26 protein-coding genes are annotated in these 24,386 nt (G+C 38.5%); 9 read left to right on the top strand and 17 right to left on the bottom strand.

Translation table 11 applies throughout. The features are described 5' to 3' along the window. Positions 1-134: 134 nt before the first annotated feature. The 3 genes from H541_RS0107835 to H541_RS0107825 all read right to left on the bottom strand — a co-directional run bounded on the left by H541_RS0107835 (position 135) and on the right by H541_RS0107825 (position 3,058). The gene (locus tag H541_RS0107835; protein WP_022796771.1) at positions 135-512 is read right to left on the bottom strand and encodes a hypothetical protein; all 378 of its coding nucleotides are present in this window, start codon (positions 510-512) and stop codon (positions 135-137) included. A gap of 151 nt (positions 513-663) precedes the next feature. Further along, positions 664-1,968 carry a serine/threonine transporter SstT gene (sstT, locus tag H541_RS12000; RefSeq protein ID WP_022796770.1) on the bottom strand — a complete coding sequence of 435 codons (1,305 nt, stop codon included), beginning with the start codon at positions 1,966-1,968 and terminating at the stop codon, positions 664-666. A 241-nt stretch (positions 1,969-2,209) separates the two neighbouring features. Continuing rightward, positions 2,210-3,058, bottom strand: coding sequence for an aldo/keto reductase (locus tag H541_RS0107825; protein WP_022796769.1), 849 nt, complete (start codon positions 3,056-3,058; stop codon positions 2,210-2,212). Positions 3,059-3,369: 311 nt separating this feature from the next. Here H541_RS0107825 and H541_RS0107820 point away from each other — a divergent pair, with 311 nt between their 5' ends. Continuing rightward, the gene (locus H541_RS0107820) at positions 3,370-3,780 is read left to right on the top strand and encodes an Ohr family peroxiredoxin (protein ID WP_022796768.1); all 411 of its coding nucleotides are present in this window, start codon (positions 3,370-3,372) and stop codon (positions 3,778-3,780) included. A 165-nt stretch (positions 3,781-3,945) separates the two neighbouring features. On the opposite strand, the gene rpsN is transcribed toward H541_RS0107820, so the two are convergent. From rpsN to H541_RS0107775, 10 genes are all read right to left on the bottom strand, one after another. Next, positions 3,946-4,215, bottom strand: coding sequence for a 30S ribosomal protein S14 (gene rpsN, locus H541_RS0107815; RefSeq protein ID WP_022796767.1), 270 nt, complete (start codon positions 4,213-4,215; stop codon positions 3,946-3,948). A gap of 166 nt (positions 4,216-4,381) precedes the next feature. Beyond that, positions 4,382-5,068 (bottom strand): flavin reductase family protein, encoded by a 687-nt coding sequence (locus H541_RS0107810; protein ID WP_022796766.1) that lies wholly within the window; start codon positions 5,066-5,068, stop codon positions 4,382-4,384. Between the two features lie 235 nt (positions 5,069-5,303). Next, a complete protein-coding gene (locus tag H541_RS0107805) occupies positions 5,304-5,678 on the bottom strand; it encodes an alpha/beta hydrolase (RefSeq protein WP_022796765.1) in 375 nt (124 codons plus the stop codon). A 4-nt stretch (positions 5,679-5,682) separates the two neighbouring features. Then, on the bottom strand, positions 5,683-5,925 hold the full coding sequence (locus H541_RS0107800; RefSeq protein WP_022796764.1) for a hypothetical protein: 243 nt from the start codon (positions 5,923-5,925) through the stop codon (positions 5,683-5,685). A gap of 40 nt (positions 5,926-5,965) precedes the next feature. Continuing rightward, on the bottom strand, positions 5,966-6,166 hold the full coding sequence (locus tag H541_RS13525; protein ID WP_205617811.1) for a hypothetical protein: 201 nt from the start codon (positions 6,164-6,166) through the stop codon (positions 5,966-5,968). A 24-nt stretch (positions 6,167-6,190) separates the two neighbouring features. Beyond that, positions 6,191-6,463, bottom strand: coding sequence for a MarR family winged helix-turn-helix transcriptional regulator (locus H541_RS13520; RefSeq protein ID WP_205617810.1), 273 nt, complete (start codon positions 6,461-6,463; stop codon positions 6,191-6,193). Beyond that, entirely contained in the window at positions 6,447-7,454 is a 1,008-nt protein-coding gene (locus H541_RS0107790; RefSeq protein WP_022796763.1) for a ring-cleaving dioxygenase, read from the bottom strand. Before H541_RS0107790 ends, H541_RS13520 begins: the two co-directional genes overlap by 17 nt. Before the next feature lie 77 nt (positions 7,455-7,531). Continuing rightward, entirely contained in the window at positions 7,532-8,668 is a 1,137-nt protein-coding gene (locus H541_RS11990) for a VOC family protein (protein WP_022796762.1), read from the bottom strand. Positions 8,669-9,004: 336 nt separating this feature from the next. Further along, positions 9,005-10,093: a DUF871 domain-containing protein gene (locus H541_RS0107780; RefSeq protein WP_022796761.1), complete on the bottom strand. Its 1,089-nt coding sequence runs from the start codon at positions 10,091-10,093 to the stop codon at positions 9,005-9,007. A 121-nt stretch (positions 10,094-10,214) separates the two neighbouring features. Then, complete coding sequence (locus H541_RS0107775) at positions 10,215-11,102, bottom strand: BadF/BadG/BcrA/BcrD ATPase family protein (protein WP_022796760.1); 888 nt, start codon at positions 11,100-11,102, stop codon at positions 10,215-10,217. Between the two features lie 170 nt (positions 11,103-11,272). On the opposite strand from H541_RS0107775, the gene H541_RS0107770 reads away from it, so the two are divergent. The 3 genes from H541_RS0107770 to H541_RS0107760 all read left to right on the top strand — a co-directional run bounded on the left by H541_RS0107770 (position 11,273) and on the right by H541_RS0107760 (position 13,845). Further along, on the top strand, positions 11,273-12,007 hold the full coding sequence (locus H541_RS0107770; protein ID WP_022796759.1) for an alpha/beta hydrolase: 735 nt from the start codon (positions 11,273-11,275) through the stop codon (positions 12,005-12,007). A gap of 254 nt (positions 12,008-12,261) precedes the next feature. Further along, the gene (locus H541_RS0107765; RefSeq protein WP_022796758.1) at positions 12,262-13,551 is read left to right on the top strand and encodes a PTS sugar transporter subunit IIC; all 1,290 of its coding nucleotides are present in this window, start codon (positions 12,262-12,264) and stop codon (positions 13,549-13,551) included. A gap of 33 nt (positions 13,552-13,584) precedes the next feature. Next, a complete protein-coding gene (locus H541_RS0107760; RefSeq protein WP_022796757.1) occupies positions 13,585-13,845 on the top strand; it encodes a hypothetical protein in 261 nt (86 codons plus the stop codon). A 136-nt stretch (positions 13,846-13,981) separates the two neighbouring features. On the opposite strand, the gene H541_RS13635 is transcribed toward H541_RS0107760, so the two are convergent. Further along, positions 13,982-14,344, bottom strand: coding sequence for a glycine zipper domain-containing protein (locus tag H541_RS13635; protein ID WP_022796756.1), 363 nt, complete (start codon positions 14,342-14,344; stop codon positions 13,982-13,984). 728 nt (positions 14,345-15,072) lie between these two features. Continuing rightward, positions 15,073-15,486 (bottom strand): hypothetical protein, encoded by a 414-nt coding sequence (locus H541_RS0107745; protein WP_022796754.1) that lies wholly within the window; start codon positions 15,484-15,486, stop codon positions 15,073-15,075. Positions 15,487-15,675: 189 nt separating this feature from the next. Between H541_RS0107745 and H541_RS0107740 the strand changes: the two genes are divergently transcribed. The 4 genes from H541_RS0107740 (at position 15,676) to mprF (ending at position 21,638) form a co-directional block, all read left to right on the top strand. Next, complete coding sequence (locus tag H541_RS0107740; protein WP_022796753.1) at positions 15,676-17,559, top strand: DUF2075 domain-containing protein; 1,884 nt, start codon at positions 15,676-15,678, stop codon at positions 17,557-17,559. An 11-nt stretch (positions 17,560-17,570) separates the two neighbouring features. After that, positions 17,571-17,891, top strand: a complete 321-nt coding sequence (locus H541_RS0107735; RefSeq protein ID WP_022796752.1) for a nucleotide pyrophosphohydrolase — start codon at positions 17,571-17,573, stop codon at positions 17,889-17,891. A gap of 388 nt (positions 17,892-18,279) precedes the next feature. Continuing rightward, complete coding sequence (locus tag H541_RS0107730) at positions 18,280-19,080, top strand: alpha/beta fold hydrolase (protein WP_022796751.1); 801 nt, start codon at positions 18,280-18,282, stop codon at positions 19,078-19,080. A gap of 2 nt (positions 19,081-19,082) precedes the next feature. Continuing rightward, positions 19,083-21,638 (top strand): bifunctional lysylphosphatidylglycerol flippase/synthetase MprF, encoded by a 2,556-nt coding sequence (mprF, locus tag H541_RS0107725; protein ID WP_022796750.1) that lies wholly within the window; start codon positions 19,083-19,085, stop codon positions 21,636-21,638. A gap of 60 nt (positions 21,639-21,698) precedes the next feature. Here the strand turns inward: mprF and ald are convergent, their stop codons facing one another. Continuing rightward, positions 21,699-22,820: an alanine dehydrogenase gene (gene ald, locus H541_RS0107720; protein WP_022796749.1), complete on the bottom strand. Its 1,122-nt coding sequence runs from the start codon at positions 22,818-22,820 to the stop codon at positions 21,699-21,701. A gap of 264 nt (positions 22,821-23,084) precedes the next feature. Between ald and H541_RS0107715 the strand changes: the two genes are divergently transcribed. Continuing rightward, positions 23,085-23,381 carry a hypothetical protein gene (locus tag H541_RS0107715; RefSeq protein ID WP_022796748.1) on the top strand — a complete coding sequence of 99 codons (297 nt, stop codon included), beginning with the start codon at positions 23,085-23,087 and terminating at the stop codon, positions 23,379-23,381. A gap of 106 nt (positions 23,382-23,487) precedes the next feature. On the opposite strand, the gene H541_RS0107710 is transcribed toward H541_RS0107715, so the two are convergent. Continuing rightward, on the bottom strand, positions 23,488-23,799 hold the full coding sequence (locus tag H541_RS0107710; protein ID WP_022796747.1) for a hypothetical protein: 312 nt from the start codon (positions 23,797-23,799) through the stop codon (positions 23,488-23,490). Positions 23,800-24,386: the final 587 nt, after the last annotated feature.

Here is a 24,386-nt window from a genome sequence, read left to right as displayed (position 1 = left end):
AAAGTTGTTCCTGAAGTGATTAGCTTTGAGCTATAAGACGAGATAGCAGAAAATTTTTAATTTTCTTGCTAGATTGACTTATGGATGAAAAAGCTGCTTCAGGAACACGGATTACAAAGTTGTTCCTGAAGTGATCAGCCTTTAGATCTAAATCGAGATATGACAAATTTAGTCAGTATTGGTGAGATAATGAATCCTGTCACTACTGTAAGAACAATGAAAACTCCCAGATAAATTGCCTCATGATCTGAAGTATTGAGTAATTGACTTTGGAATATGAGAAGGTACACGAGTCCACTTAGTATATAGGCTACAGCATTACACACTAATTTAGTTGTTGTATGTGATTCTCCTTTATTTAGTTCCTCGTGATAATTATTAGGTGGCACATAGTTAGGGTCGATTGTGACATTAGGATTGTTATGTCTTGGGTTTGGAGTAGGATCATCTGGTTTAGTCGATGGAATAGTGTTTTCAACTTTTGTGTTCTCTCTAACATCTTTCTCACTCATTTTGATCACATCCTTTTTTTAAGCCTACCATAGAAAACGCTTATATTCCATTAACTAACACTATTAGCTATCCATAGATAGATAAAAACACCAGCCGATGTTTTTAGAGTCATTACCCTAAAAACATCGGCTGGTGTTTACTTTATGGCTATTAGTGACTAAGTGACGAGCTCGCTTCTGCCTGCTCTTTCTCAATTTTTGCCATTGAAACCTTCCCACTCATTTTCGCTTCTTTGACACGTTGTGCTACATCAACTTCTTCTCCGGCTTTTCTCATGTCGTAAAACTCTGCAACTGCAGTGAATAAGAGATCACTCGCTGAGTTAAGAGCTGTTTCCACTGAATCTTGTATCACACCGATAATAAACCCAACACCAACGACTTGCATTGCGATATCGTTTGGAATGCTGAATAAACTTGCAGCCAATGGAATCAATAACAAACTCCCTCCCGCTATACCTGAAACACCAGTTGAAGCAATCGCTGTCAACAGGCACAGTAAGAATGCTAGCGTAAACGGAACATTATAGCCCAACGTAAAGGCAGTAGCTAATGTCATGACAGAAATAGTAATGGCCGCTCCACCACTATTTGCAGCCGCTCCAAGTGGGATCGAGATTGAATAAGAATTTTCAGACAGTTGTAATTTTTTGGCCAACTCCATATTGATTGGAATGTTAACAGCACCACTTCTTGTAAAGAATGCTGGGATCCCACTTTCTTTCATACAGTAAAAAGTTAGCGGATAAGGGTTTTGTCGAATCATTATCCATGTCATGAATGGATAAACCACAAAACCAACAAAAAACATCGTTCCAACCACCAATAAAATTAATTTTCCGTACTCAGCAAGACCACCTAACCCTAGTTCCGCGACGGCTGTATATACGAGACCAGCTATCCCGAATGGTGCGAAGTTGATGATGATTTGGATAACAGAACTGATAGCATCCGCAATATCACCAATGACCAATTTAGTTTGCTCATTAGATACTCGCAAAGCTAGTCCTATCAGACTACCCCAAAATAAAAGTGCTAAATAACTTCCTTCAGAAATGGCTTGTACAGGATTCATCACAGCGTCAGACAAAATAGATGAAATAATCGCATACAAACTTTCAGGCGGTGTTTGTTCAATCGTCACATTTGGTAAGATAATTTTGACTGGAAACAAATAGACAGCAATAACCGCTGTGAAGGCTGCAACCAAAGTTGCCGCTAAATAGAGAACAATCAACGTTTTCATGTGGGTCTTATTACCCTTTTTGTGTTTCGATAACGAACTAACGATCACGAAAAACACGAGTAATGGTGCAAATGCCTTTAGAGCCCCAATAAACAATTCTCCCATAAGACCAATTGCGGTGAAGGAGGGTAGGGTGGTTCCTAAAACGGTCCCGACGATAATTCCGATGATAATACGTTGAATCAATGTTAAGTGCAATAATTTTTTCATTGTTACTTTCCTCCCCATCCAATATGCGTCTCATTATAACTAAATAACAGTGAATTTCCAACCATTTTTTAATGTTTTTTTAATCTGAATTTTGTCCAAAAAATAAAAGCCTGGTTACAAAACCAAGCTTTTATTGATATAACAACATTTGACGGTATTTCTAACGTCAAATGTTAGCTATAACCATAGTTTTACTCTTCATAATCAATCTTTGTAATCTCCTAAGTGATTACCTATGTAATCAATCGAACTCTTCATACTCGTTTGGATCTTGACCTTCAACACGTCCTGCTTCACCTTGGTCCAAACCATTGATTTTATCGATATCATCCTTACTCAACTCAAAATCGAAGAAATCAAGATTAGCTTTTTGATGGTCGTAAGAGGATGCTTTCACAATAGAAAGAACATCACTTTGATAGTTCCATCTCAAGATGATTTGAGCTGGTGTTTTATGATATTTCTTCGCAAGCTCAACAATCGTCTCATTCTCTAAGACATCGTTCAGTTTTCTCCCGAATGTGCTCCAAGACTCCACTTGAATCCCACGTTTTTGGTTTTCTTTCACTAGTTCCAAATTGTTGAAATAGGGATGGCGTTCGATTTGGTTGACCGCAGGTGTTACACCGGTAGCTTCTATAATCTTGTCTAAATGTTCTGGCAAGAAATTAGAAACACCTATTGTTTTAATCAACCCAAATTTTTGAGCATCAACTAGTGCTTGCCAAGCCTCAACGTACTTCCCTTGCTTAGGCAATGGCCAGTGGATCAAATATTGGTCAAAATAGTCTAAGCCAGTACGATAAAGTGATTCTTGAATGACTGTGATTGCTTTGTCATAGTCATGATTAGCACCAGGTAGTTTTGAACGGATAGCGATGTCCTTACGTGGCACATCGCTTCTCCTTATTGCTTCACCAACCGTTCCTTCATTCATATAATTTGTCGATGAATCAATTAAGCGAAACCCGGCATCGATAGCTGATTGTAATACTCTGATTCCCTTGGCTCCTTGGACAGTATAAGTCCCAAAGCCAATGACTGGGATAGTTGTGCCATCATTTAATCTAAAAAAGTTACTTTCTGTCATTTCGAAACCCTCCATTATTAAAAATTAAAATCTGACAATCTATTTCAAAAATTTACTTCAATCGGACTCATTCCCAATTGACAACTCTCTCAACAGACTACATATCTAGTATATCGAAATAAAGAGCACACCCCTTATGATATGCTTGGTCGAATTGAATACAGTCCATATAAGCATTTTATTGTCTATTCTCTCTTATCCCCATTATACTTAAGTTGTAACCCCTATTATTAGAGGCCATTTATCAAAATCTAAGCGATTCTTTTGACCTCTAAAATAGAACACTGTCAAGCAAAGAAGGGAGTACAGAAATGGTTAAGAAATTATCTATTGCAACTGTAGTCAATGAAGGCGGACGAGAGGGAGAAATCAAATCAGTCACAGGTGATTTAGATCTCAAAACTACTGGCACAAAGAAAGCAGGATATACCAATCCAGAAGAATTATTTGCTGCTGGCATTTCCTCATGCTTTAACGGCGCCCTAAGTTTTCCACTCGAAAGAGACGGTTTAAAGGATAACAAACGTACCATTAGAGCTGAAGTCACATTACTGGGAGATTTAAGTGATTCTTCTTTGCTTCACCTGTCAGTGACTTTAATTGGACACATTGATGGTCTAAGTGCAGAAGAAACTCAAAAATATCTCGAAGAAACCGAAGGCATTTGTCCTTATACTAAAGCAATAAAAGGAAATGTTGATATAACCTTAAAGGCAGAATAGGTCTCCTTTAACCAAATAATAATCTTGATAATTGTCCTAATCACTTTAGTGACTCAATTAGAATAATGTCAAAAAAACACTTAAAAAAGGTACTTAATATAGAGAAAAAGACTTTCTTCTCAAATTAAGTACCCTTTTCTATTCATTAAGAAGACATCATTACAATTACCAACTGGCTTTTTTAACCCCGGGTAAAAGTCCCTTGTGTGCTAATTCTCTAAATGTAATACGTGACATTCTAAACTTCCGCATGTAAGCATGTGGCCGACCGTCAAGTTCATCACGATGTTTCAAACGATTAGGATTTGAGTCACGCGGTAACTTGCGTAAGCCGTCGTAATCTTTATTCTTCTTTAACTCATATCGAATTTCTGCGTAATGTTCAATCAATTCGATTTGTTTTTTGTTCTTTGCAACTTTGGATTTCTTTGCCATACTCTTCTCCTTAAACTATGTATCCATTTTTCCTGAAAACATTTCTAAATCAGACAAATCGTAACGGTTACGTTTTAATAAGAATTATACTCTCCACACGACCGTTTGTCAACTCGAAACCATAACTCACACCTTATGACTCACACCTTATGACTCGCATCACTAGTCAGAACTCCCGTTTATAATCCTTAACCTCTGTAATAGTTGCATAATTGGGACCACCCAAACGAGCAACAGGGTCCAATGCTTCTGCTATCACATATCCTTTTTTCTCGTCATAGATACTTGGATCAATGCTAACAGCCTGTATTCGTAGCAAGAATAAATCAGATAAGATAAAGTCCCCTGTAGGATCAGTAATCGGAATCTGATTCATCAAAGTCGTTTCAAATCGTACTAGACTATCCTTCAAACCCGGTGTTTTAATCACATTACTCTTTTCAAGTTCTAAACCAAGTTGCCTCACTTCACTCGCATCACGACCTAATACCTCCGAAGATTGATCCATAACTTCCAATTGCCTTTGCGACGGAATATGGACCACACCCTCACCAGTCGTCAAAAGATTGAGAGCTGTATCCTTATAATAATCACTCGTTAACGGTGCAACCTCCCCTACCGGTACCTTCTGACGCCTTTGAATCGATACAGATAAAACTGTACTCGTGACTGCGTTAAAAAAACTAAATGGAGCTAAATTGATTGTGCCATCAGTAACTTCAGTAATTTCAGTAGTTTCAGTGGTTTCAGTAGTTATAGTAGTAATCCAAGCAATTGGTCTAGGAATAACAGTCCCTTTGACTAGCTTACTTTTTTCTTTTTCTGTTAACGACTCAAATCTAAAAAATGGCATTTCTTTACCTCCCACAATGTCTCACGATGCCCAAAATGATAGCCTTTTATTCATTGTAATGATCGCACCTAAACACTGCAAATAATCATTCTTACTCGGGGATAATAACTCTAGTTTCATCATAACTCTAGAAAAAAATAACATAAAAAAGCTCCCTCACACTGCATAACTTGCTAGTAACCTGAGGTAGCCTTAATTGTACTGACAATCGCAAATAATGCTTATTATCTTTCTACTACTCGTTTTTATTATCCCTTGCATCATAAAACTCTTTTGCAGCTATTATCTCTTGTGTTCTTAGTTCGTACCCACCGTAGACTTGTAGCAATTTAACCTCTGGGATATGTCTAATGAGGGATTCTTCGAGTTCTTTAATCTCATCCATATCAGTAAAGACGTCTTCGTCACCAGCTGTTAAAAAGACTCTTAAATCAGGTTGGTTCTTAAATGGCACATCTTTTCTAAAGTGAACTGGGTGAAAGAGGTAGGCACCAACGACATTGAGTGGTGTTAGGTCATATTCTTTTAACAGATCACTAATGACATTGGCTCCGTTAGAAAAACCAATCAAAGAGATGTTGCTTTGTTCTAAGTTCTCTGCTGCAATCACTTTTTTAAGTGTTCGATAGATTAAAGTCGTAGCGCGTGCTAAAAATTTTTAAGTCTGCAGTTCCATCTTTATACCGCTTAAAATACCGTCTAGACTCTCCTTCTAACACATCTCCCTCTACCCCAATATAAGAAGCAGTAGGGTCGATGGCGGTGACGATATCATACAACTGCCCCGCCTCGCCCCCAGTCCCATGAAATGAGAAGAAAACGTGCTTTCTATCTTTCATTTTTTTACCAACAAACATTTTCAAATATCCCTCCTGTTTTCTGAGCCTTGTCTTTCTTTCATATCATATTTTTAATCAACTTTTTGGTGACTTCCTTTTGAGCTTCGTCAGTAGTATCTTTATCTGCAGCTTTGTAGCCCACTTTTTTGAGTAAATACTGTAATTGCTGTTCTTCCTCTTCTTCTAATACTTCAAAATAGGGTCTCATGAATGATTCGTGCTGTTGATACAAATTTGTGATAGTGTCTTTTCCTGTCACAGTCAAAGCAACTCGTTGTACTCGTCAATCTATAGGATCTTTGGTGCGATTAATCAGCCCTTTTGAATGCAACCTATCCAAGACATAAGTCATACTACTATTCGGCAATAATACTCTATTCATCAAATCGCTTGTTGTCAATGAACCAAGGGTATTCAAAGCTTCTAAAGCAGTAAATTCGTTAATTGTCAGCTCAGAGCTTTTTAGCGATTCCTTGACTTTCTTTAAGACTGCTTGGTAAGTCTTGAAGAGAATCGTCAAGGTTTTTAAGTTAGAGCGTTCACCAGTCGATTTCATGACCAAGATACTCTTTCTCGCTTGTCGTCCAGATCGAATCAAAGGGTTTTAAATCTTCTTCAATCTTTTGCCTATAATGCCTCAAATGTGGTGGTAAGGTCAGCTTTTGCCCAAGCTCTTCATAGCTTTCCTCATCATCAATAAATCCTGGTCCGTCTGTCGCCAATTCAAATAAAATATTAGGGTAAAAGCGGAAATACAGTGATTCAAAGTAATACCGTTCAACTAATCCAGAATGTGGCCAGTTATGGCTGTCAAAGAACGCTTTCCAACTAGCAAGTTGAGCCTTATCAGCTACTCGGAATGCCACATGATGAACGCCACCATAACCTTGCTGAGCAACAGTCGCTTGCTCAGCAGCTACCATGATCACACTGGCCCCATTTCCACCATCCCCTGTTTCAAAACGGGTCAAGTCATTTTCTGTCGCGACTGCTTTAAATCCCATAATATCCGTCAAAATAGCGGACATAAACTCTGGTCGGTCAACACTCAGGTAAACTGGTCCTAGGCCCACAATCGCAAACTCGTCTGGAACCGGACCATCATGCCATGGCTCGCCGGCTGGTACCCCAACGCTTCCTCCTTCATCTGAAATGAAAGCATAGCGTTGCTGATCAAAATCTTCAAAATAAAGGACTTGGCGACCAAATTCTTCTTTGAGATTGTCGTGTTTTACCTCATAACGATCCAATCGATCGACCCAATACTGTAAAGCTTTGTCACTGGAGACTCTAAAAGATGTTCTCAAAATATCATTGGTTCCCCTTAGATGTGATGAAATACCCGAAAAGTCAAAAAAAGTCATGTCTGTTCCTGGATTACCGCGATCATCCGCAAAGTACAAATGGTAGGTTTGTAAATCATCTTGATTAACATTCTTTTTAACCAGCCTCAATCCTAATACTCTCGTAAAAAAGTCATATATTTTTTTGGCATCACTGGTGATTGCGGTCACGTGATGAATACCGATCAAAGCTTCTTTTGTCATTCGTTTCTCCCTTTCTTTTATATTCTATATCGCATATGATGTGATGCATATGTTATGCCCCCTATTTTATGATGCAATTATATGTTTCTCCCAACAGTCCAATTGCCTTCTGGCGATAATGACTGTTTCAATCCTTCTTTTACTTCTAACAAGCGAAGCTCTTCTGTTTCAGTCAACTGACGCTCATTCTTGATTTTTTTAAGCTTTAAATAATCTTGTCGTAGATTTTTCCGTTCTTCTAATAGGTCATACTCAGCACGGTTTCTGTACCCATAATCGTCCAAAGATGAGACCTCACGCACAAATAGTGGCATCATATGCTCAACGATTTCTCTTTCTTGGTCTTTGTAATGCGCTGGAATAATCAAGTGACTTCCGAGATCATCACTTTTCTCATCGGCCAATACACCTGGAGACAGTGTCGCAAGCTCAATTAAAATGCCGCCGGGCTCACGGAAGTAAACTGATTTGAAGTAGAAACGATCCTTAACTTCTGTAGGTTGATAACCCATTTCCCTTAAATAGTCGACCCAATCATCTATCGTGTCATCCGCTACTTTAAAAGCAATGTGATGAACTGTCCCAATCCCACCACGGCCAGCTTCATGTGGTTTGTTTTGTAAGTATAGTTCCCCACCAAGCTCATCGTTGATCCTCAGCTGATAGCCTTCCTCATCTTCACTCACTAGCTGATACCCTAAAATATCCGTCAAGACTTCAAGTGTTTCTTTTGGCCATCTGGAAAACAAAGTAGCCGAAGCAATTCCTGTAATGGTAAAGGCTTCCTTGACACCATTAAAAGTCCAATGGTTCTTGGCACCAAGCTCTGATGCTACAAATTCAAGTTCAAGACCATCCGTATCTTTAAACGCTAACCGCTCTGTGCCAAAACGTTTATAGCGATAATGTTCGATGCCAAACTGGTCCAATCGTTTTTCCCAGAACGGGAACGAGGCTATCGGAACCGCATGGGTCACGAAGCCCACTTGTCCATCGCCAATGACCCCTTCACGTGCACCAGGCATTGGAAAAGTCGTCGTCAAGCCTGTACTCCCGTCGTGATTTCCAAAGTACAAATGAAATTGCCTAGCATCATCATAATTTAAAGTTTGCTTGACAAGACGTAGCCCAAGTACGCCACTATAAAAATCGATGTTTCGTTGCCCATGCCCCACAGTAGAGGAAACATGGTGTATCCCTTGTGTTGTTAACATTTCTTATCCTCCTTAGTACGTTTCACTTTTTTTAGTTTTTAAAAGCCCTTTATCAGTTTATGAGTGATTCGATTCTGATGTTTATAAATGTCTAACTGACTTAAACCAACTATTTAACTTACCTTTTGTAAGTTATAAATATTATATTTCGAATTCGAACTAATTGCAAGCTTTTAGTTTTGTTTCCCGATACGACGGCACGATACAACATAAGATAGGCAAAAATGGCATAACAAGTTAGACAAAAAAGACTACACCATCACTAGTGTAGTCGCTGTTTGTAAGTTTTAAAGATATTTTAAACCTTAACTATTTTTTTAAGAGTCAAAGATGTTTTTAAGCCTTAAAATTGAACTTGCTCCACGGCTTGATAAAGTCTAGCAAGACCAATTCTTCAGGTTTGATGCGTCCAACTTTGTTCTTACGACTTTCTTGGTGAGGTTCTAATACAATTTGGAGTTCATTCTTATAGATACCAAAGTCGTCATTTCCAACCAACACATCCCCACGTTCAAAGGTTTCAGTATTATCATGAGGCGTATTTGGGACATCTTTATAAGTTACACGAGGCATGGTCGAGCGAATAACTAGTTCGTTCATATCACCACGACGGAAGTGTTGTGGTTCTAACACAATCGTTTTTTCGATATCACTCACCTTTGAAACGAAATCGATATTAAATTGTACTTGGTAACGATCAATATTACCGACTGCCTTCAATTCTTCTTCCGAGGCATAAGCATTACCGATAATCACATCATCAATCATGTTTGTCGCAAATAAGTGCTTTGCTTGAACCTCAATTGGTAAGCGACGATCCATTTCCAACGTTGGTAAGCCATCGTTAACATTCCAAGGTCCGATCTCTCCCACCTGGCTTGCCACAAAAGCAGCGGTATGAATGCCAAATTTACGGAAGCGTTCATTACATTCCATAAAGAAATCATATGGGAGTCCAGTCCCAACTTGAGGGTAAAAGTTATGACAGCCATAAATGAAAGGCTCATTGGCTTGGAAGCTAATAATATTGTTCAAGTAGTCCACATTATTACTCATGTTCAATTCAATGATCAGGCCATAAGGGTTATAAGAAATCATTGCCTCTGTGTTGCCATCAAAACCTTGATCTAGGCGAATACCTGCCACCCCTAAATCCGCGAAAAACTTCAAATCATTGTAACTAATCCCTAATTGAGAGAATATATGTGGTGCCACATCGATGATGACTTGATATCCCAAGCCATTAGCCACATCGATAATTTTTTGGTATTTAGCTATCGTCTCTTCTACTGTTCCCGTCACCTCTAACATACTCATAAAAATACGGGTAAAGCCATATTTATGACCTAATTGTAAGTATTTCTTGTCTGCTTCAAAATCACTGTGATCCGGATAGATTGATAAACCTAGTTGTCTCATTGTCATGTGAGTAAACTCCTTTTCCCTCTATAGTCTTAACACTTCTTATACTACTTGAATTCTTATTTTTTTCTTTTTTTATTACTCTCTATTATTCTCTATTGCTCTCTATTGTCCTCTAGTCACTCTACTGCCATCTAGGCCAGTAAATCGCACCGATTGCATTGTTAGACGTTACAACAATCGGTTTTAGTTCAGGAAGATGCTTCCTCAACTCTTTGACTAAGGTTTCTCTAAAGATAACATTGTGAACCAGTACAGATCCAGATAAAGCTAATGACGTTGGCATTGGTCTTTGATATTGCTTCATCAACCCCCACACCTCATCCGCTAAGGCTGTTGCTTCTATCTTTAAAACAGTTTTAGCTTCTTGATTCCCGTCGATCGCTTGCTTGGCTATATCTTCAGCCAGACCGGCGATAGCCGCTCGATCCAAACTATTATACGTTTTAACAGCTTGCGGGAGTGTATCACTAGCCAACAAGCGTAATAGGGGATACATAAGCAAACTAGGCTCGCCCTCATCATACTGCTTTAAACAATGCTTCATAGCACGTTCAGCAATTTTATAGGCACTTCCTGTATCACCTAACATAGCGCCCCAACCACCATAACGACTGAAGTGATGGCCTTGACGTCCATAAACAATAGACCCTGTCCCAGAAATAACTAAGGTCCCATCGCTACCTTTTAACCCATTGAGGAGGGCCAATTTAGCATCACTGATGATCACAATTTTTTGATTGAACTCTTTTTTAAACTTTTCCTCTAATTGTTCAGCATTACCAGCTGTTTCGACGCCCGCAATACCCAGTAAGATATATTGACACTCGTCTGCCCTGAATTCCGAAAGCAACCCACCGACTACTTTTTCTAAATTACGGACGGCATGTTCCTCATCACTAAACACATTACCAATACCTGCTTTGCGTTCTGCTAAAATCTCACCTGAAAGGGAGAGTGCCAATCCCGTCACATGTGTTCCACCACTGTCGACACCAATCACATACTCCATTTATTATTGCCTCCTATTAGACCTCTCATAGGCCTTCTTCTTCATTATAGAATGACAGACCCTGTTTTCAATAATCATTTGAATTTCTAGCGTAATTCTAATGGAACTAGTACTATTGACTCATAAGTACCTCATAAGACTTTAACAGAATCCTAAAGGAGAGAGAAATTATGGCAGTTTTGACCTATCAACGTTCATCAGACATCTTACAAGTTCAAACAATTGTGACTGTTGTGTTACCCGATAACATCACTTCAGATACCTCACTTCCAGTCCTTTGGCTATTACACGGCCTAGGAGATAATGGGAGTGCTTGGCAACGAAAAACAGCCATCGAACTGATTGCAAGCACACATCAATTAGCGATCATCATGCCAGACTGTGGCCGTGGCTTTTACACGAACACGGCTAGTGGTACAGCTTATGCTGACTATCTGACAGACGAATTAATCCCTCAAATGAGACGCACCTTTAACCTCAGCAAAAAGCCATCCCAAAACTTTATAGGAGGCAACTCAATGGGAGGCTATGGGGCCTTTAAACTGGCTACAAGCCACCCAGACTGGTTTTCTAAAGTCGCATTGATTTCACCCGTCACAAATCTTAAGAGTGTCCCAGACTTCATGACCGATTATGAAGCCGTCTTTGGTCCAAATGGAGAAGATATCTTTAAGCTTCAACCAACTACACTTGTTGAAAAGGCTGATTTAAAACAACTACAACAATTGAAATGGTACCATACCATTGGCAATGACGACTTTATGAAAAAAGACAACGATGCCTTTGCTCACTACCTACAAGACACCCTAAAACTTGATATCACCTACCAAACCGCTCCAGGAGGACACGATTGGTATTTCTGGAATGATCAAATCGCTCAAATCATTCCTTGGTTGATGGCATAACCTTTTGGCGTTATCTTTTTAACCTTATCTTTTGGCTTCAAATCCTGAGCCCTTTTTAAGTTCTATAGTGATTCTATAGTAGTTCTCATTAAAAATCATGACTCTGCAAGAAATAAATTATCACATATGATGTCATAAAAATACTAAGATTGAAATTGCATTTCATCATGTTATAATATGAATTGAAGCGGATACATTCTTCACATGAGATGTTAGCTTTAGCATCATCACAAAACTTTAAGGAGGAATTAGATTTGGAAACATTTATGAATTGGGTCGAAGAAAAACTCGTCCCACCAATGGCAAAAATTGGTTCACAACGCCACCTTTTAGCCATTCGTAATGGGGTTGTTTCAACGCTATCATTGATTTTGATTGGTACTTTTTTCTTGATTTTTAACAACCTACCATTCCCTGGTTGGCCGGAATTCATCGCACCATTTTCTGCTACTCTTGTTTTGCCATTCAGAATGACTATGGGTCTGATGGCGATTTATGCCACATTTGTTATGGGTTCTGACCTTGCTAAGTCCTATAAACTCGATAGTGTTACCGGTGGTATCCTATCACTCGGAGCATTCTTCATGTTACAAATGCCAGTCAATGTGACCACTCCAGAAGAATCACCATTAGGATTCGTTTTACCAATGGCTTCACTTGGTGCATCTGGTATGTTTGCAGGTATTTTATCGATGATCTTCGCAGTTGAGATCTATCGCTTCTTCCAAACCCATCACATCACAATTAAAATGCCAGAACAAGTCCCACCAGCAGTCTCGCGTAGTTTTGAGGCCTTGATCCCTGGTGGTGTAATCCTAGTGACCCTATGGCTGATTCGTGGTGTCTTAGGTTTTGACGTCAATGCCGCATTACTGGCACTCTTCAGTCCATTAACCAACATCTTAGGAAACAACTTATTTGGAGCATTAATCCCAATGTTTCTGATCCATTTACTCTGGTCATTTGGTATCCATGGTATGAGTATCGTTGGATCAGTTGTACGTCCACTATGGTTAATCATGCTTGATGATAACGTCAACGCCATTGCTAGCGGAACATCTCAAACGCAATTACCTTATATTGCTCCAGAACCATTTTACCAATGGACCGTTACTATTGGTGGTGCAGGTACAACGATTGTGGTCTCCTTCCTCTTCCTGTTCATGTGTAAATCGAAATTTTTAAAAGAAGTTGGAAGATTCACCATGGTGCCAAGTATCTTCAATATCAACGAACCAATGATTTTTGGTGCACCAATGATGCTGAACCCTTACATGTTCATACCATTCAACCTAGTACCACTTGTTTTAACGACTATATCTTACCTTGCAGTCAAATTTGGCATGGTCAATGGCTTCTCGATCATCCCTGCTTGGACACTACCAGCTCCGATTGGTGGTTACCTTGCAGCAGGAAACGACTGGCGTATGATTATCTTGATCTTAGTCAACCTAGTTATCGCTACTGTTATCTACTACCCATTTGTTAAAGCATACGATAAGAAAATGCTGTCAGATGAACAAAGTGGCACAACAGAAGCATAACCAACTACAACAACTTGATTGGAGTGATAATCAGTGTATTGGATCATCGTATTTTTTGGGTTTCTTGGTCTACTCGCTGCAAGCTATGGCACACTTTACCTCCTGAAAAAACGAGGAATCATTATTAATCGATGGATCTGGGCCATTGCCTCCTTTGCAGTCGTTATTGTTCCAAACCTGATCTTTCAACCCATCAATCAAATCGTCTCATATATTCTATATGCCTTTTGTGGTTTATTTGCCTTAAATTTTATGATCGAACAACACGATCGATTCGTAAAACGGAATAGCTAAAAATAAGAGAACATTACCACTCTAAACAATCCAAATTAAGCAAATCAATTAAGCATAAAAAAATCCAACCCTATTGTGACTAGGATTGGATTTTTTGTTTATGCGATTTTTATGTACTCAATTGATACTTATGTCATTATTTATCCTCAGATTCATCATCATACTTCTTTTTACTACTATTTTTATTTTTCTGATGATCCATCCCTGACCCTATTGCAACTCCTAGCGCAATCCCAAAAGCTATCCCTAAAGCTATATTATCAAAGAGAGCACCAAAACTGACTCCTAAAGCCGTACCAATGGCTATCCCAAGACCAATCTGACTCCCTGAATTCTCCTCACTAGCACCACTAGAACGATCCTCATGACCGTCGGAAGTTTCCCCTAAGCCATTTTTTCTCGTCTTATTTTTACCTACCGTCTCTGTACCTTCTAGCTCTGTGCTATCTTTCTCCATATCCCTATCTCTGAAATTATTTGATTTATTATCTTTCCCCATTTTTTACCTCCTACTAGCTTATTCACAATTACCAAACCAACAAATAGTTAAAAAAGGTGACAAGTTAACTCGTAATCTCACCACGATAGACAGCACGTCAATATATACTACCTCAACACAGTATTTCAACAGTACTTCAAAAACAAACTTTCTAAGGGAATCAGTTGATTTACCCCTATAACTCTTATACCATTATTGTATAACATAGCTAGATAACATAGCCACATTTCAAATCGTAACCCTAATCATACCACACAACCATTCAATCGAAAGCGTTTATTAATGAAAGGAGTCGTTTATGACACCACACTATTTTAGAAAAATGTATATAACTTTTATTGCAATTTTTTGTCTTTTTCTAGTAGGAATTATAGTATTTGAATTCTTTATCCCACAAGAGTTTATGAGAAATTTTTGCGTACTTGGACTTATACCCCCAGTCATATTATTTATTGACTTTAAAAAGAAAGAAAAGCAACAATCAACTAAAAAGTCCTAAAAAAATGAAGAGTAACTTTACAAGTAGAGGAGTTTATCCTGTGATAACAATAGAGTGCCAGTAACCAAGACACTGACTGCCCTTACCCTTTCACTTTCACACGTCCAATATAGCCTATAAAGTTTCCTCTTCCCTATCACTATCCACTGTACCTATCGTATATAGTAGAGTTTAATCGAGAAAAACCACTGTAAACTCATGCTTTTGCACTAGTTTACAGTGGTTTTTTCTATTTTGAATGACGATGATCATGGACCAGAGAGTAAATAAACGTCGCAACATACAAGCCAGTTAGAACAGGTAAACGTAGCTGAGTTTCTATAAATAATACTGCTGCGTTGAATCTCGAAAGATATCCGATCTGGTTATATGGTAAAAATATGACAACAACTGAAATGAGTGCTAAAACAAGTAGCAGAACTTTGTAATCTATGTCCTTTGCGTACACAAGTGACCCGTAAAGCAAATTGAGAACCACAGCAATTGCAACAGTCGGCACAATTACCAATAACAATCGACCACCTATAGAAATTTGTCCATACCGCATAAACTGCTCTGAGATTTTCAAATAAATCGATTGATTGACGGTGAGTCCGATAATTGGCAATAGAACTAGTCCAGTATAATAGCAAATTTTCTTCATACACTTCATCTCCTAGTCTGTTTGTTATGAACCTTTGTTTTATACTACCAAAAGTAAGTGAAGAAAAGTATTAATAACACTGAAAATGTTGCCCTAGTCCATTTCTATAATGGTATACTATATGGTAAATACCGTAAATGTGTATGGGAAATATATATCACAAACCAGTTTGAATCAGGGGAGGTTTCTATGTTAGTTTACAAGGAATCGAAAAAAACATTTGTCGATCAGGTCATTTCAAATACGATTGAAGACAGAATATATGAAGATTTTTATCGGGAAACTGGTCATCATACTTCTAAAAATGAAATAAGATCATGGCAAAACTCTATGCAATATGTCCAAAATGTAGTTAACCATCCTGACGTTCCAGATGATTGTACAATTGCGATTGAGTATACCCTTCCTCAAACGTCTAAACGAATAGATGTCATTATTGCGGGGAAAAACAAAAAATATGAAAATTCTATGGTTATCATTGAATTAAAACAATGGGATAAGGCTGAAGCTACCAACCAAGATGGTATAGTCTCTACTTTTGTTGGTGGTGCTTTGCGAAATGTTGCTCATCCTTCTTATCAAGCTTGGTCTTACGCAGAGTATTTGCATGACTTTAATGAAACCGTCGAGAAAGACAAAATAGGTTTGTATCCATGCGCTTATCTTCATAATTACAAAAACGGCACAGTTCTATCTTCTCCTCTTTATGAAACTTACGTTAGCAAAGCTCCGATATTTTATCGCCATGATTCTCTTCTGCTGCGTGATTTCATAAAAAAGTACGTGACCTATGGTGATACTGATGATTTAATGTACCGCGTAGACTATGGTAGAATTCGACCTTCAAAACAACTTGCCGATAGTTTAGCAGCAATGTTAAAAGGAAATCAAGAATTCGTGTTATTAGACCAACAAAAGGTTATTTACGAACATGCAATTCACCTACTTAATAAGGCTGAAAACAAAAATAAGCAAGTCTATATTATTAAGGGCGGACCAGGAACTGGAAAATCAGTTGTAGCAATCAACTTGTTAGTGGAAGTCACGAAACGAGGACTACTCACTCAATATGTCACTAAGAACTCTGCACCACGAGCTGTCTACGCTTCTAAACTTACTGGCGTTATGACGAAGACAAAATATAACAATCTTTTTAAAGGTTCAGGCTCTTATATTGATACACCTAAAGACCAGTTCGACATGCTGATTGTAGACGAAGCTCATCGTCTCAACGAAAAATCTGGTATGTTCAACAACTTGGGAGAAAATCAAATCAAGGAAATTATTAACGCAAGCAAGTGTGCGGTCTTTTTTATTGATGAAAATCAAAAAGTCACATTCAAAGACATTGGTCGTGTTGAAACGATTGAAAAATATGCAAAATTACTAGGTGCATCTGTTGAAACCACTGAATTAGAATCTCAATTCAGATGTAATGGTTCAGATGGATACTTAGCATGGTTAGATAATGTATTACAGATTAGAGATACTGCGAATTATTCTATGGATTTGCCAGACTACGATTTCAAGGTAGTAAATAGTCCAGAGGAACTACACCAACTAATCAAACAAAAAAATAAGCTTAACAACAAATCACGTATGGTTGCAGGTTATTGTTGGAACTGGAACAGCAAGAAAAATCCTTCTATATACGATATTCAAATTGGCGATTATGCTGCTCAATGGAATCTGTCCGACGATGGTATGCAATGGATCATCAAAGCAGATTCCGTCGATCAAGTGGGGTGTATTCATACTTGCCAAGGATTGGAATTAGATTATGTTGGTGTCATAATTGGGGATGACCTTAGCTATCAAGACGGGAAAATCCAAACTGACCCCTTTAAAAGAGCAAAGACCGACCAATCCCTTAAAGGGTGGAAAAAACAACTAAAAACAGATGAAAAAGGCACTCTGAAAAAATGCGACGAAATCATTAAGAACACTTACCGTACATTGATGACTCGTGGCATGAAAGGTTGCTATATCTATTGCACTGATAAGAACTTAGAAAAACACTTCAAGAGAATGGTAAAATCACCGGATATTATATATAAACCAATCGAAGGGTAGGAATTAAACACATGACTTCTATTGAAATCATCAATCAATTTATCAACGACCGTGACTGGCATCAATTTCATAATGCCAAAGATTTAGCCATTTCAGTATCATTAGAAGCCAGTGAATTACTGGAACTGTTCCAATGGCGGACACCTGAAGAAGGAACAGAAAATATTGAACGCGTAAAAGAAGAATTAGCAGATGTGCTGATCTATTCTTACATGATGGCAGACAACTTAGGACTAGATATTGATCAGATCATTGCTGAAAAAGTACAAAAGAATGCTGAAAAATATCCAGTTGAAAGATATAAGTCAAGTCGTGGAAAGTATGATAAATGAGGCAACGCTAATTTAGATTTGACCACTAACGAATCTCTGTTAGGTCATTTCTAATAACAAGAATATGAAAATTCCACTCGACTGAGTGGGATTTTTTTACATTTTATCTGTTTGCTTATCCTTATTCTCTGTTTATTTAATAGAAGTTCTAATCACCTATACTCATCTTATTAGCCTTACTTTCTATTTAGTGATACTATTCATTTAAGACTGAAAAAGTTCAATGAGCTTGTCTTCTCATCATCTACAGACTCTATAAAAGCGTTCCGTTAGATAGTGAGCAAGCACTATTTTTAATCGACTTATCAAACTATCTTATCAAGCTACTGTCCAAAAATTTGTATCACCCATTTTATCAACTAAAATAATCTATTGAAGGTTTCTACCCATGACAAACAACATATCCAAGAATCAAACATTAAGTACGAAAACAGCTCATCCAAAGGGCACACCCCCAACGAAACACTCAATCATTACAACTGATGGCTCAGTGATTACCTATTACAAAAGCGGCAGAGGTTCTACGCATTTACTCTTGATTCATGGTAACTATGGTAAAGCAGCTTATTTCGATACCATCACTGATTTGTTAGCTCAACATTTTTCTATCATCGCCATGAATACTAGAGATCATGCTGATTCAACTAATACACAACAAGAATTAACCTTCGATCTCGTCTGTCAAGATATTTCCGAACTACTCGCCCACGAAGGTATTACAAAAACAGCAATCTTCGGATTCAGTGATGGTGCCAATATTGGCTTGTTTTACACTATCCTACACCCAGAACAAGTCGAGGCTTTGATCCTAGGTTCACCTAACCTTACGTTTAACTCCCTTAAAAAATTTTTCCAGGTCGAATCACGAGTGCTTTATCATGTTGCGCATTTTCTAAGTTCACTACTACCGATTTTCAAGCGACCAAGTCGGATTTTTTCACTCCTCACCGCGGAGTTACCTATATCAAATCAACAGCTAGAGCAAATGACGACACCTTGTTTATTATTATATGGCGAAACAGACGTTGTTAAGCCACGCCATATCAACAAACTTTATGACCAGTTACAACAGGCTGAACGATTTACCTTTCACTCAGTCGGCCATCGTTATATTAAGAAACATCCTGAAGAAGTGGCAAGTCTTATCACCCATTTCTTACAACTTCATATCTCAAAAGGAGGCGCTTAATCTTGCTTCAAAGCGTTAAAAACTTTTTTACAAAATACGGTCAATACATTCGAACGATCTTTTTGATTTCCGTTGTTGTCATCGTTGTTCGAGAGCTTTTATCCCTCTCAAAGACGGTCAATGTTAGCGAACTCAAAACCCATTTATCTGATCTTTCTATTGGACAATTTTTACTGTTAGCTATCGTGGGGTTAATCACGGTAGTCCCTATGTTTGGCTACGATGTGATCTTAAATAAGCATCGTGATGTGCCATTAAAACCATTAGCTTTTCTACAAAATAGCTGGATCATCAACACATTCAATAATTTGATTGGTTTTGGTGGCATTATCAGTACCGGTTTACGGCTCGAGTTGTTTGGTGAGGAGAAGGAACGGACAAAGTTTCTTAAGATTATCTCGGTGATTATATTCTTCACCACTGCTGGTCTCTCCGTCTTATCTGTCGTAACACTCATTATGATGCTCTTAAACTTACAACCAGCCATTATGAACCATTACTGGATCTGGGTCATCGGAGGTAGTTTATACTTCCCAGTTTTACTAGTCATCACAAGAGGTAAGAAAGCTCGCTTGTGGTCCTCTCTCAAACAAACGGAGATATTTTGGCTACTTGGAACGTCTGTCCTAGAATGGCTAGGTGTCTTATCTTTCTTTGCTTTCGTTGGTTATACGCTAGGCATTTCTTATCAACTCGCTGACTTATTTCCTATCCTTATCACCAGTTTTATCTTAGGGATACTATCTATGATTCCTGGCGGTATCGGAAGTTTTGATCTTTTTATGATCATCGGTCTACAATCCCTTGGAATCAGTCGTGAAGAAGCCCTTACCTGGTTATTTTTGTACCGCTTATTTTACTTTATTATCCCATTTTTGATTGGTTTATTGCTCTTTGCAAAAAATCTAGCCTCTCGTATCAATAAAAAATGGCGTGGTATTCCCGGGATTCTGTGGCGAAAATTTTCGTCCTTCTTTCTAATCAGTGCTCTTTACTTTTCTGGGATACTTTTAGTCTTAACTTCTGCCATTCCTGATGCCTTTATTTCAAACGACTGGTTGAAACGATTGGACATTTTTTCCTTCCATTTGATCAGTTCAGCACCGGGGATTCTTATCGGCTTTCTCTTGCTGGTGGCTGGCCGAGCGACTATTGCTCGCGTCAAAAAGGCCTACTGGCCGACGCTTGTTGTCATAGCTTTTAGCACTGTATTCACAGTACTAGATGACTTCTCATTGTTTACTACCTGCTTTTTCTTAGCACTATTAGTAATTGTATTCCTTTCAAAAGGCTATTACTCACGCTCTAGGATGCATTATTCATGGGAAGCATTCACGATAGACGGTGCAATCTACTTCTCATTGATCATCCTATACTTGATCATCGGTATCCAATATGTACCAACTAAACATCACTTACACCTGCCTAGAGCATTTGTCGATTTCTATTTGTTTCCAAATGAAAAGGCCTGGTTCACGAGTTTTCTGCTGATCCTAGCTGTCGGGTTGCTCATCTTTTGGATTTTCCGTTATATGAGTAAAGGAACTTCACAATTACTCGAAAAGATTGATCCCAAAAGAGTCCATAAAATTTTGAACGACTTTGGTGGTAATGAAACCAGTCACCTTGCCTTCACCAAAGATAAGTACATCTACTACTATCAAGATAGTAAGGGAGAGGATGTTGCTTTTCTACTCTTTCAAACGTGCTCTAACAAATATATCGTGATGGGGGAGCCTTCTGGTGACCAAGCCTACTTTTCTAACTTGATCCAGTCTTTCCTTGATGACTGTGAGACAGAAGGTGTCCAGCCTCTCTTTTACGAAGTCAAAGAAAGCTTTGTGATGTATCTCCATGAATTTGGTTATGATTTTATCAAGATGGGTGAAGAAGGATACGTCGACTTAAAAAACTTTAGTTTAAAAGGGAAAAAGAATCGTGGTACACGCTCGATTATGAACCACTTCAGTGAGGATCTCATCACTTTTGAGGTGCTAATGCCACCTTTTTCAGATGAGCTATTTCTAAAACTCGATGCTATTTCAAATAATTGGTTGAATGGTAGACCCGAAAAAGGATTCTCAGTCGGCTTCTTCGACAAGGAATATCTGTCTCAAGCTCCTATAGCTGTTGTTAAAGATCGTGAAGGTGACATCATAGCATTCGCCAACATCATGCCTTCCTATACACCAGAAAGCATCTCAGTCGACCTGATGCGTCACCGTTTAGATGCACCAAATGGAACGATGGACTTTCTGTTTGTGTCGCTCTTTGAGTATTTTCAGGAACAAGGCTATTCTTCCTTTAACCTAGGCATGGCACCCTTCTCTAACGTTGGGCACTCTGAACAAAGTTTTTGGGAAGAACGATTAGGTTATTTTCTCTATGAATTTGGCAATAACTTTTATTCCTTTAAAGGCCTTCGTCAATACAAAGAAAAATACGTTGCCTCTTGGATTCCTAAATATACCGTTTATAGTAAAAAAAGCTTTTTCTTTTACAACATGCTCCAGTTATTGATTGTGGTTGGCAAAAATAAGAACGAAAAAATCAGCTAGAAGCTAGCTGATTTTTTTGCCCTTTTATACGGTTCAATTGAGTCATAGGATCTCCAAGGGTTATGTTTCATGGTAAAGCGATTCTATAGTTGCATAAGGTAAATCAAAGGATTCAGCAACTTCTTGCGACACTAATTTTCCTTTATAACAATTGATGCCAAGACCAAGGCCAAGCGTCTGCCTAACCGCTTCTAAAAGTCCCTTTGATGCTATGGCTAACCCATAACGAAGTGTCGCATAGTTGAGTCCAATCGTTGACGTTCTGGGAACAGCACCTGGTATATTGGCTACACAATAATGCACGATATCGTCAACAATATAGGTAGGATCCTCATGCGTCGTTGGCCTGCTTGTTTCAGAACATCCACCTTGGTCAATAGCCACATCAACGAAAACTGAGCCAGCAGACATCTCTTTAAGATAAGACCGCTTGATCAACTTTGGTGCACTCTTACCAGGAATCAACACCGTACCAATGACGAGGTCAGCACCAATGACCGACTGCTTGATCGTGCTAGCAGTACTATACAGGGTTTGGACTGAAGCACCATATAGCGTGTCGATACGTGCTAATTTCGCCAGATCGACATCTAAGACCGTCACACTTGCACCCATACCTACCGCGATATGACAGGCGTTTAACCCAACATTTCCTGCACCAATAATAACAACTTTCGCCTTAGGGACTCCAGGGATGCCACTCAATAGAACACCTTTCCCACCAGATTGTGTTTCCAAACAATTAGCACCTACCTGAACACTCAATCGACCAGCAATCTCAGACATCGGCTTTAGTAATGGTAACTCCCCATTGCTATCGCGAATGGTCTCATAGGCTACTGCTATACATTTTTTCTCCAGCAAAATAGTTAACAACTCGCGATTTGCCGCTAAATGGAGATAGGTAAACAATATTTGATTCTCACGAATCAAGTCGTATTCCGATGACAGTGGCTCTTTTACTTTGACGATCATGTCACTTTTAGCCCAAACATCTTTCGCACTCGATACAATACTAGCACCAGCCTGAGAATAGAGTTCATTGGAAAAACCAGATCCTGTTCCTGCATTGTGCTCGATTAAAACTGTATGACCAGCTCTGACATAAGCCCTTGTCGCATCAGGCGTTAAGCCGACACGGTACTCTTGCGCTTTTACTTCCTTTACACTTCCCACAATCATGCCATCATCTCCTCTTTTGCATTTCGCCTGTCATGCCACTCCACTTATAAGTAAACGCTTTCTATACTTTTAGTATACGATAGCCAGTTTTATGACACAAACAAAACCAATAGCTTCTTGCCATTATCCTTTATACCTTGCCCTGGTTAACCTAGTAGTAGCTAGTAAAAGACCATTGCACTACTGCACCATTTCACCATTGCACTTAACTATAGCCAGTTTCAAGAATCTGGTATAATGAAGTTAGAAAAGGAGATGGTAGCCATGAAAAGATTTAATTTCCTCGAACTATTCCTGTACATGATCTGTATCATTAGCTTTATCGTCGCCCTAGTCTCACTCGGTGGTTTGTTAGACAATTTGGGATCACTATTATTCCCTGACACTAGTTCAGATGGTGACTATTACAACAGTGCTTTATACGTGAAACGAGGCTTGGTCTCACAAATTCCAATGTTTTTCGTTGGCATCGGATTATTTTACTATACCATCAAAAAAGCGTTGGTTGTTCACAGAGAAGAACGCGAACTACGCGAAAAAGAAATCCCCGATAAAAAATAGGTTATTCAGTTCATGAAAAAAGTGTCATGGTAGACACTTACAATCTACCATGACACTTTTACTTTTCAGAGAAAACTTACAAAAAACCAGCACCCTCTCAACTACTTTAAGTGCTAGCTCGCATGTTTACAACAACTTTAATGACCGTCCCAATTGCCCCTGAAATCGCAAGACTGACAATAGTCCATAAAGTAATATCTGATAATGCCCAGCCAATGAACAAACCTACAACTAATCCTATGATCACCCAAAACCAGATAGAAGCATATGCCTTTTGCCGAATAAAAACAGGCTGCCGATGTTCTCCTGGTTTTGGAACTGGCATAACTTTCTTTGGTTCATTCTGATCTTTCTGATGATGTGCTTCTACCATACTTTCTGGTGCATTTGGACGATCCTTGTCTTTTGAAATACTCACGTTATGTCACCTCACTGACTTGACTGTTTGCATCAACCATGACTATAGTGACGTTTTAAAAACTTGTAGTACCTAATTTGAGTATATTGAAGACAACTAAAAATCGCAATATTTTGAACTCATGGTCTTGCTGTCATCAGATGATTAGATTATATGATCAGAGAAAAAGAGTTAACTAATTGATTTAAATGCTCAACGAGAACAGTGTATTACGAGAATAGTGTATTCAAAGAGGATTAAGTGCTCTAGAACTAGAACGATTAATCCCTTTATCAATCCTCTAAAATCTGGCTCTATAATATTTGGTGTTGTTGCTTGAAAAAGTAGCGACACCAATTTTTTTATGCAAAAAGACATTTGGTTGTCCTATAATTAAATCGCTAAACCAAATCATAGGAGGCTAACCAAATGTCCAGTACTAATATTAACAAAACTAAAGATGAAAACATAGATAACATGTTAAAAAAAATCCTTAATATCAAAGATTCTAACATCTCTTTTTCTAAAAATGCAGTCTCAAAAGAAAGAATTAAAGGCCGAATGGCCACTGTCTACACCGGAACCCTGACTTATGAATCGACCTGTTG

This window comes from Bavariicoccus seileri WCC 4188 (genome assembly GCF_000421665.1).
Classification (GTDB): domain Bacteria; phylum Bacillota; class Bacilli; order Lactobacillales; family Aerococcaceae; genus Bavariicoccus; species Bavariicoccus seileri.
The sequence above is the reverse complement of the archived record's forward strand: the minus strand, read 5'-3'. Positions and strand labels throughout refer to the sequence as shown.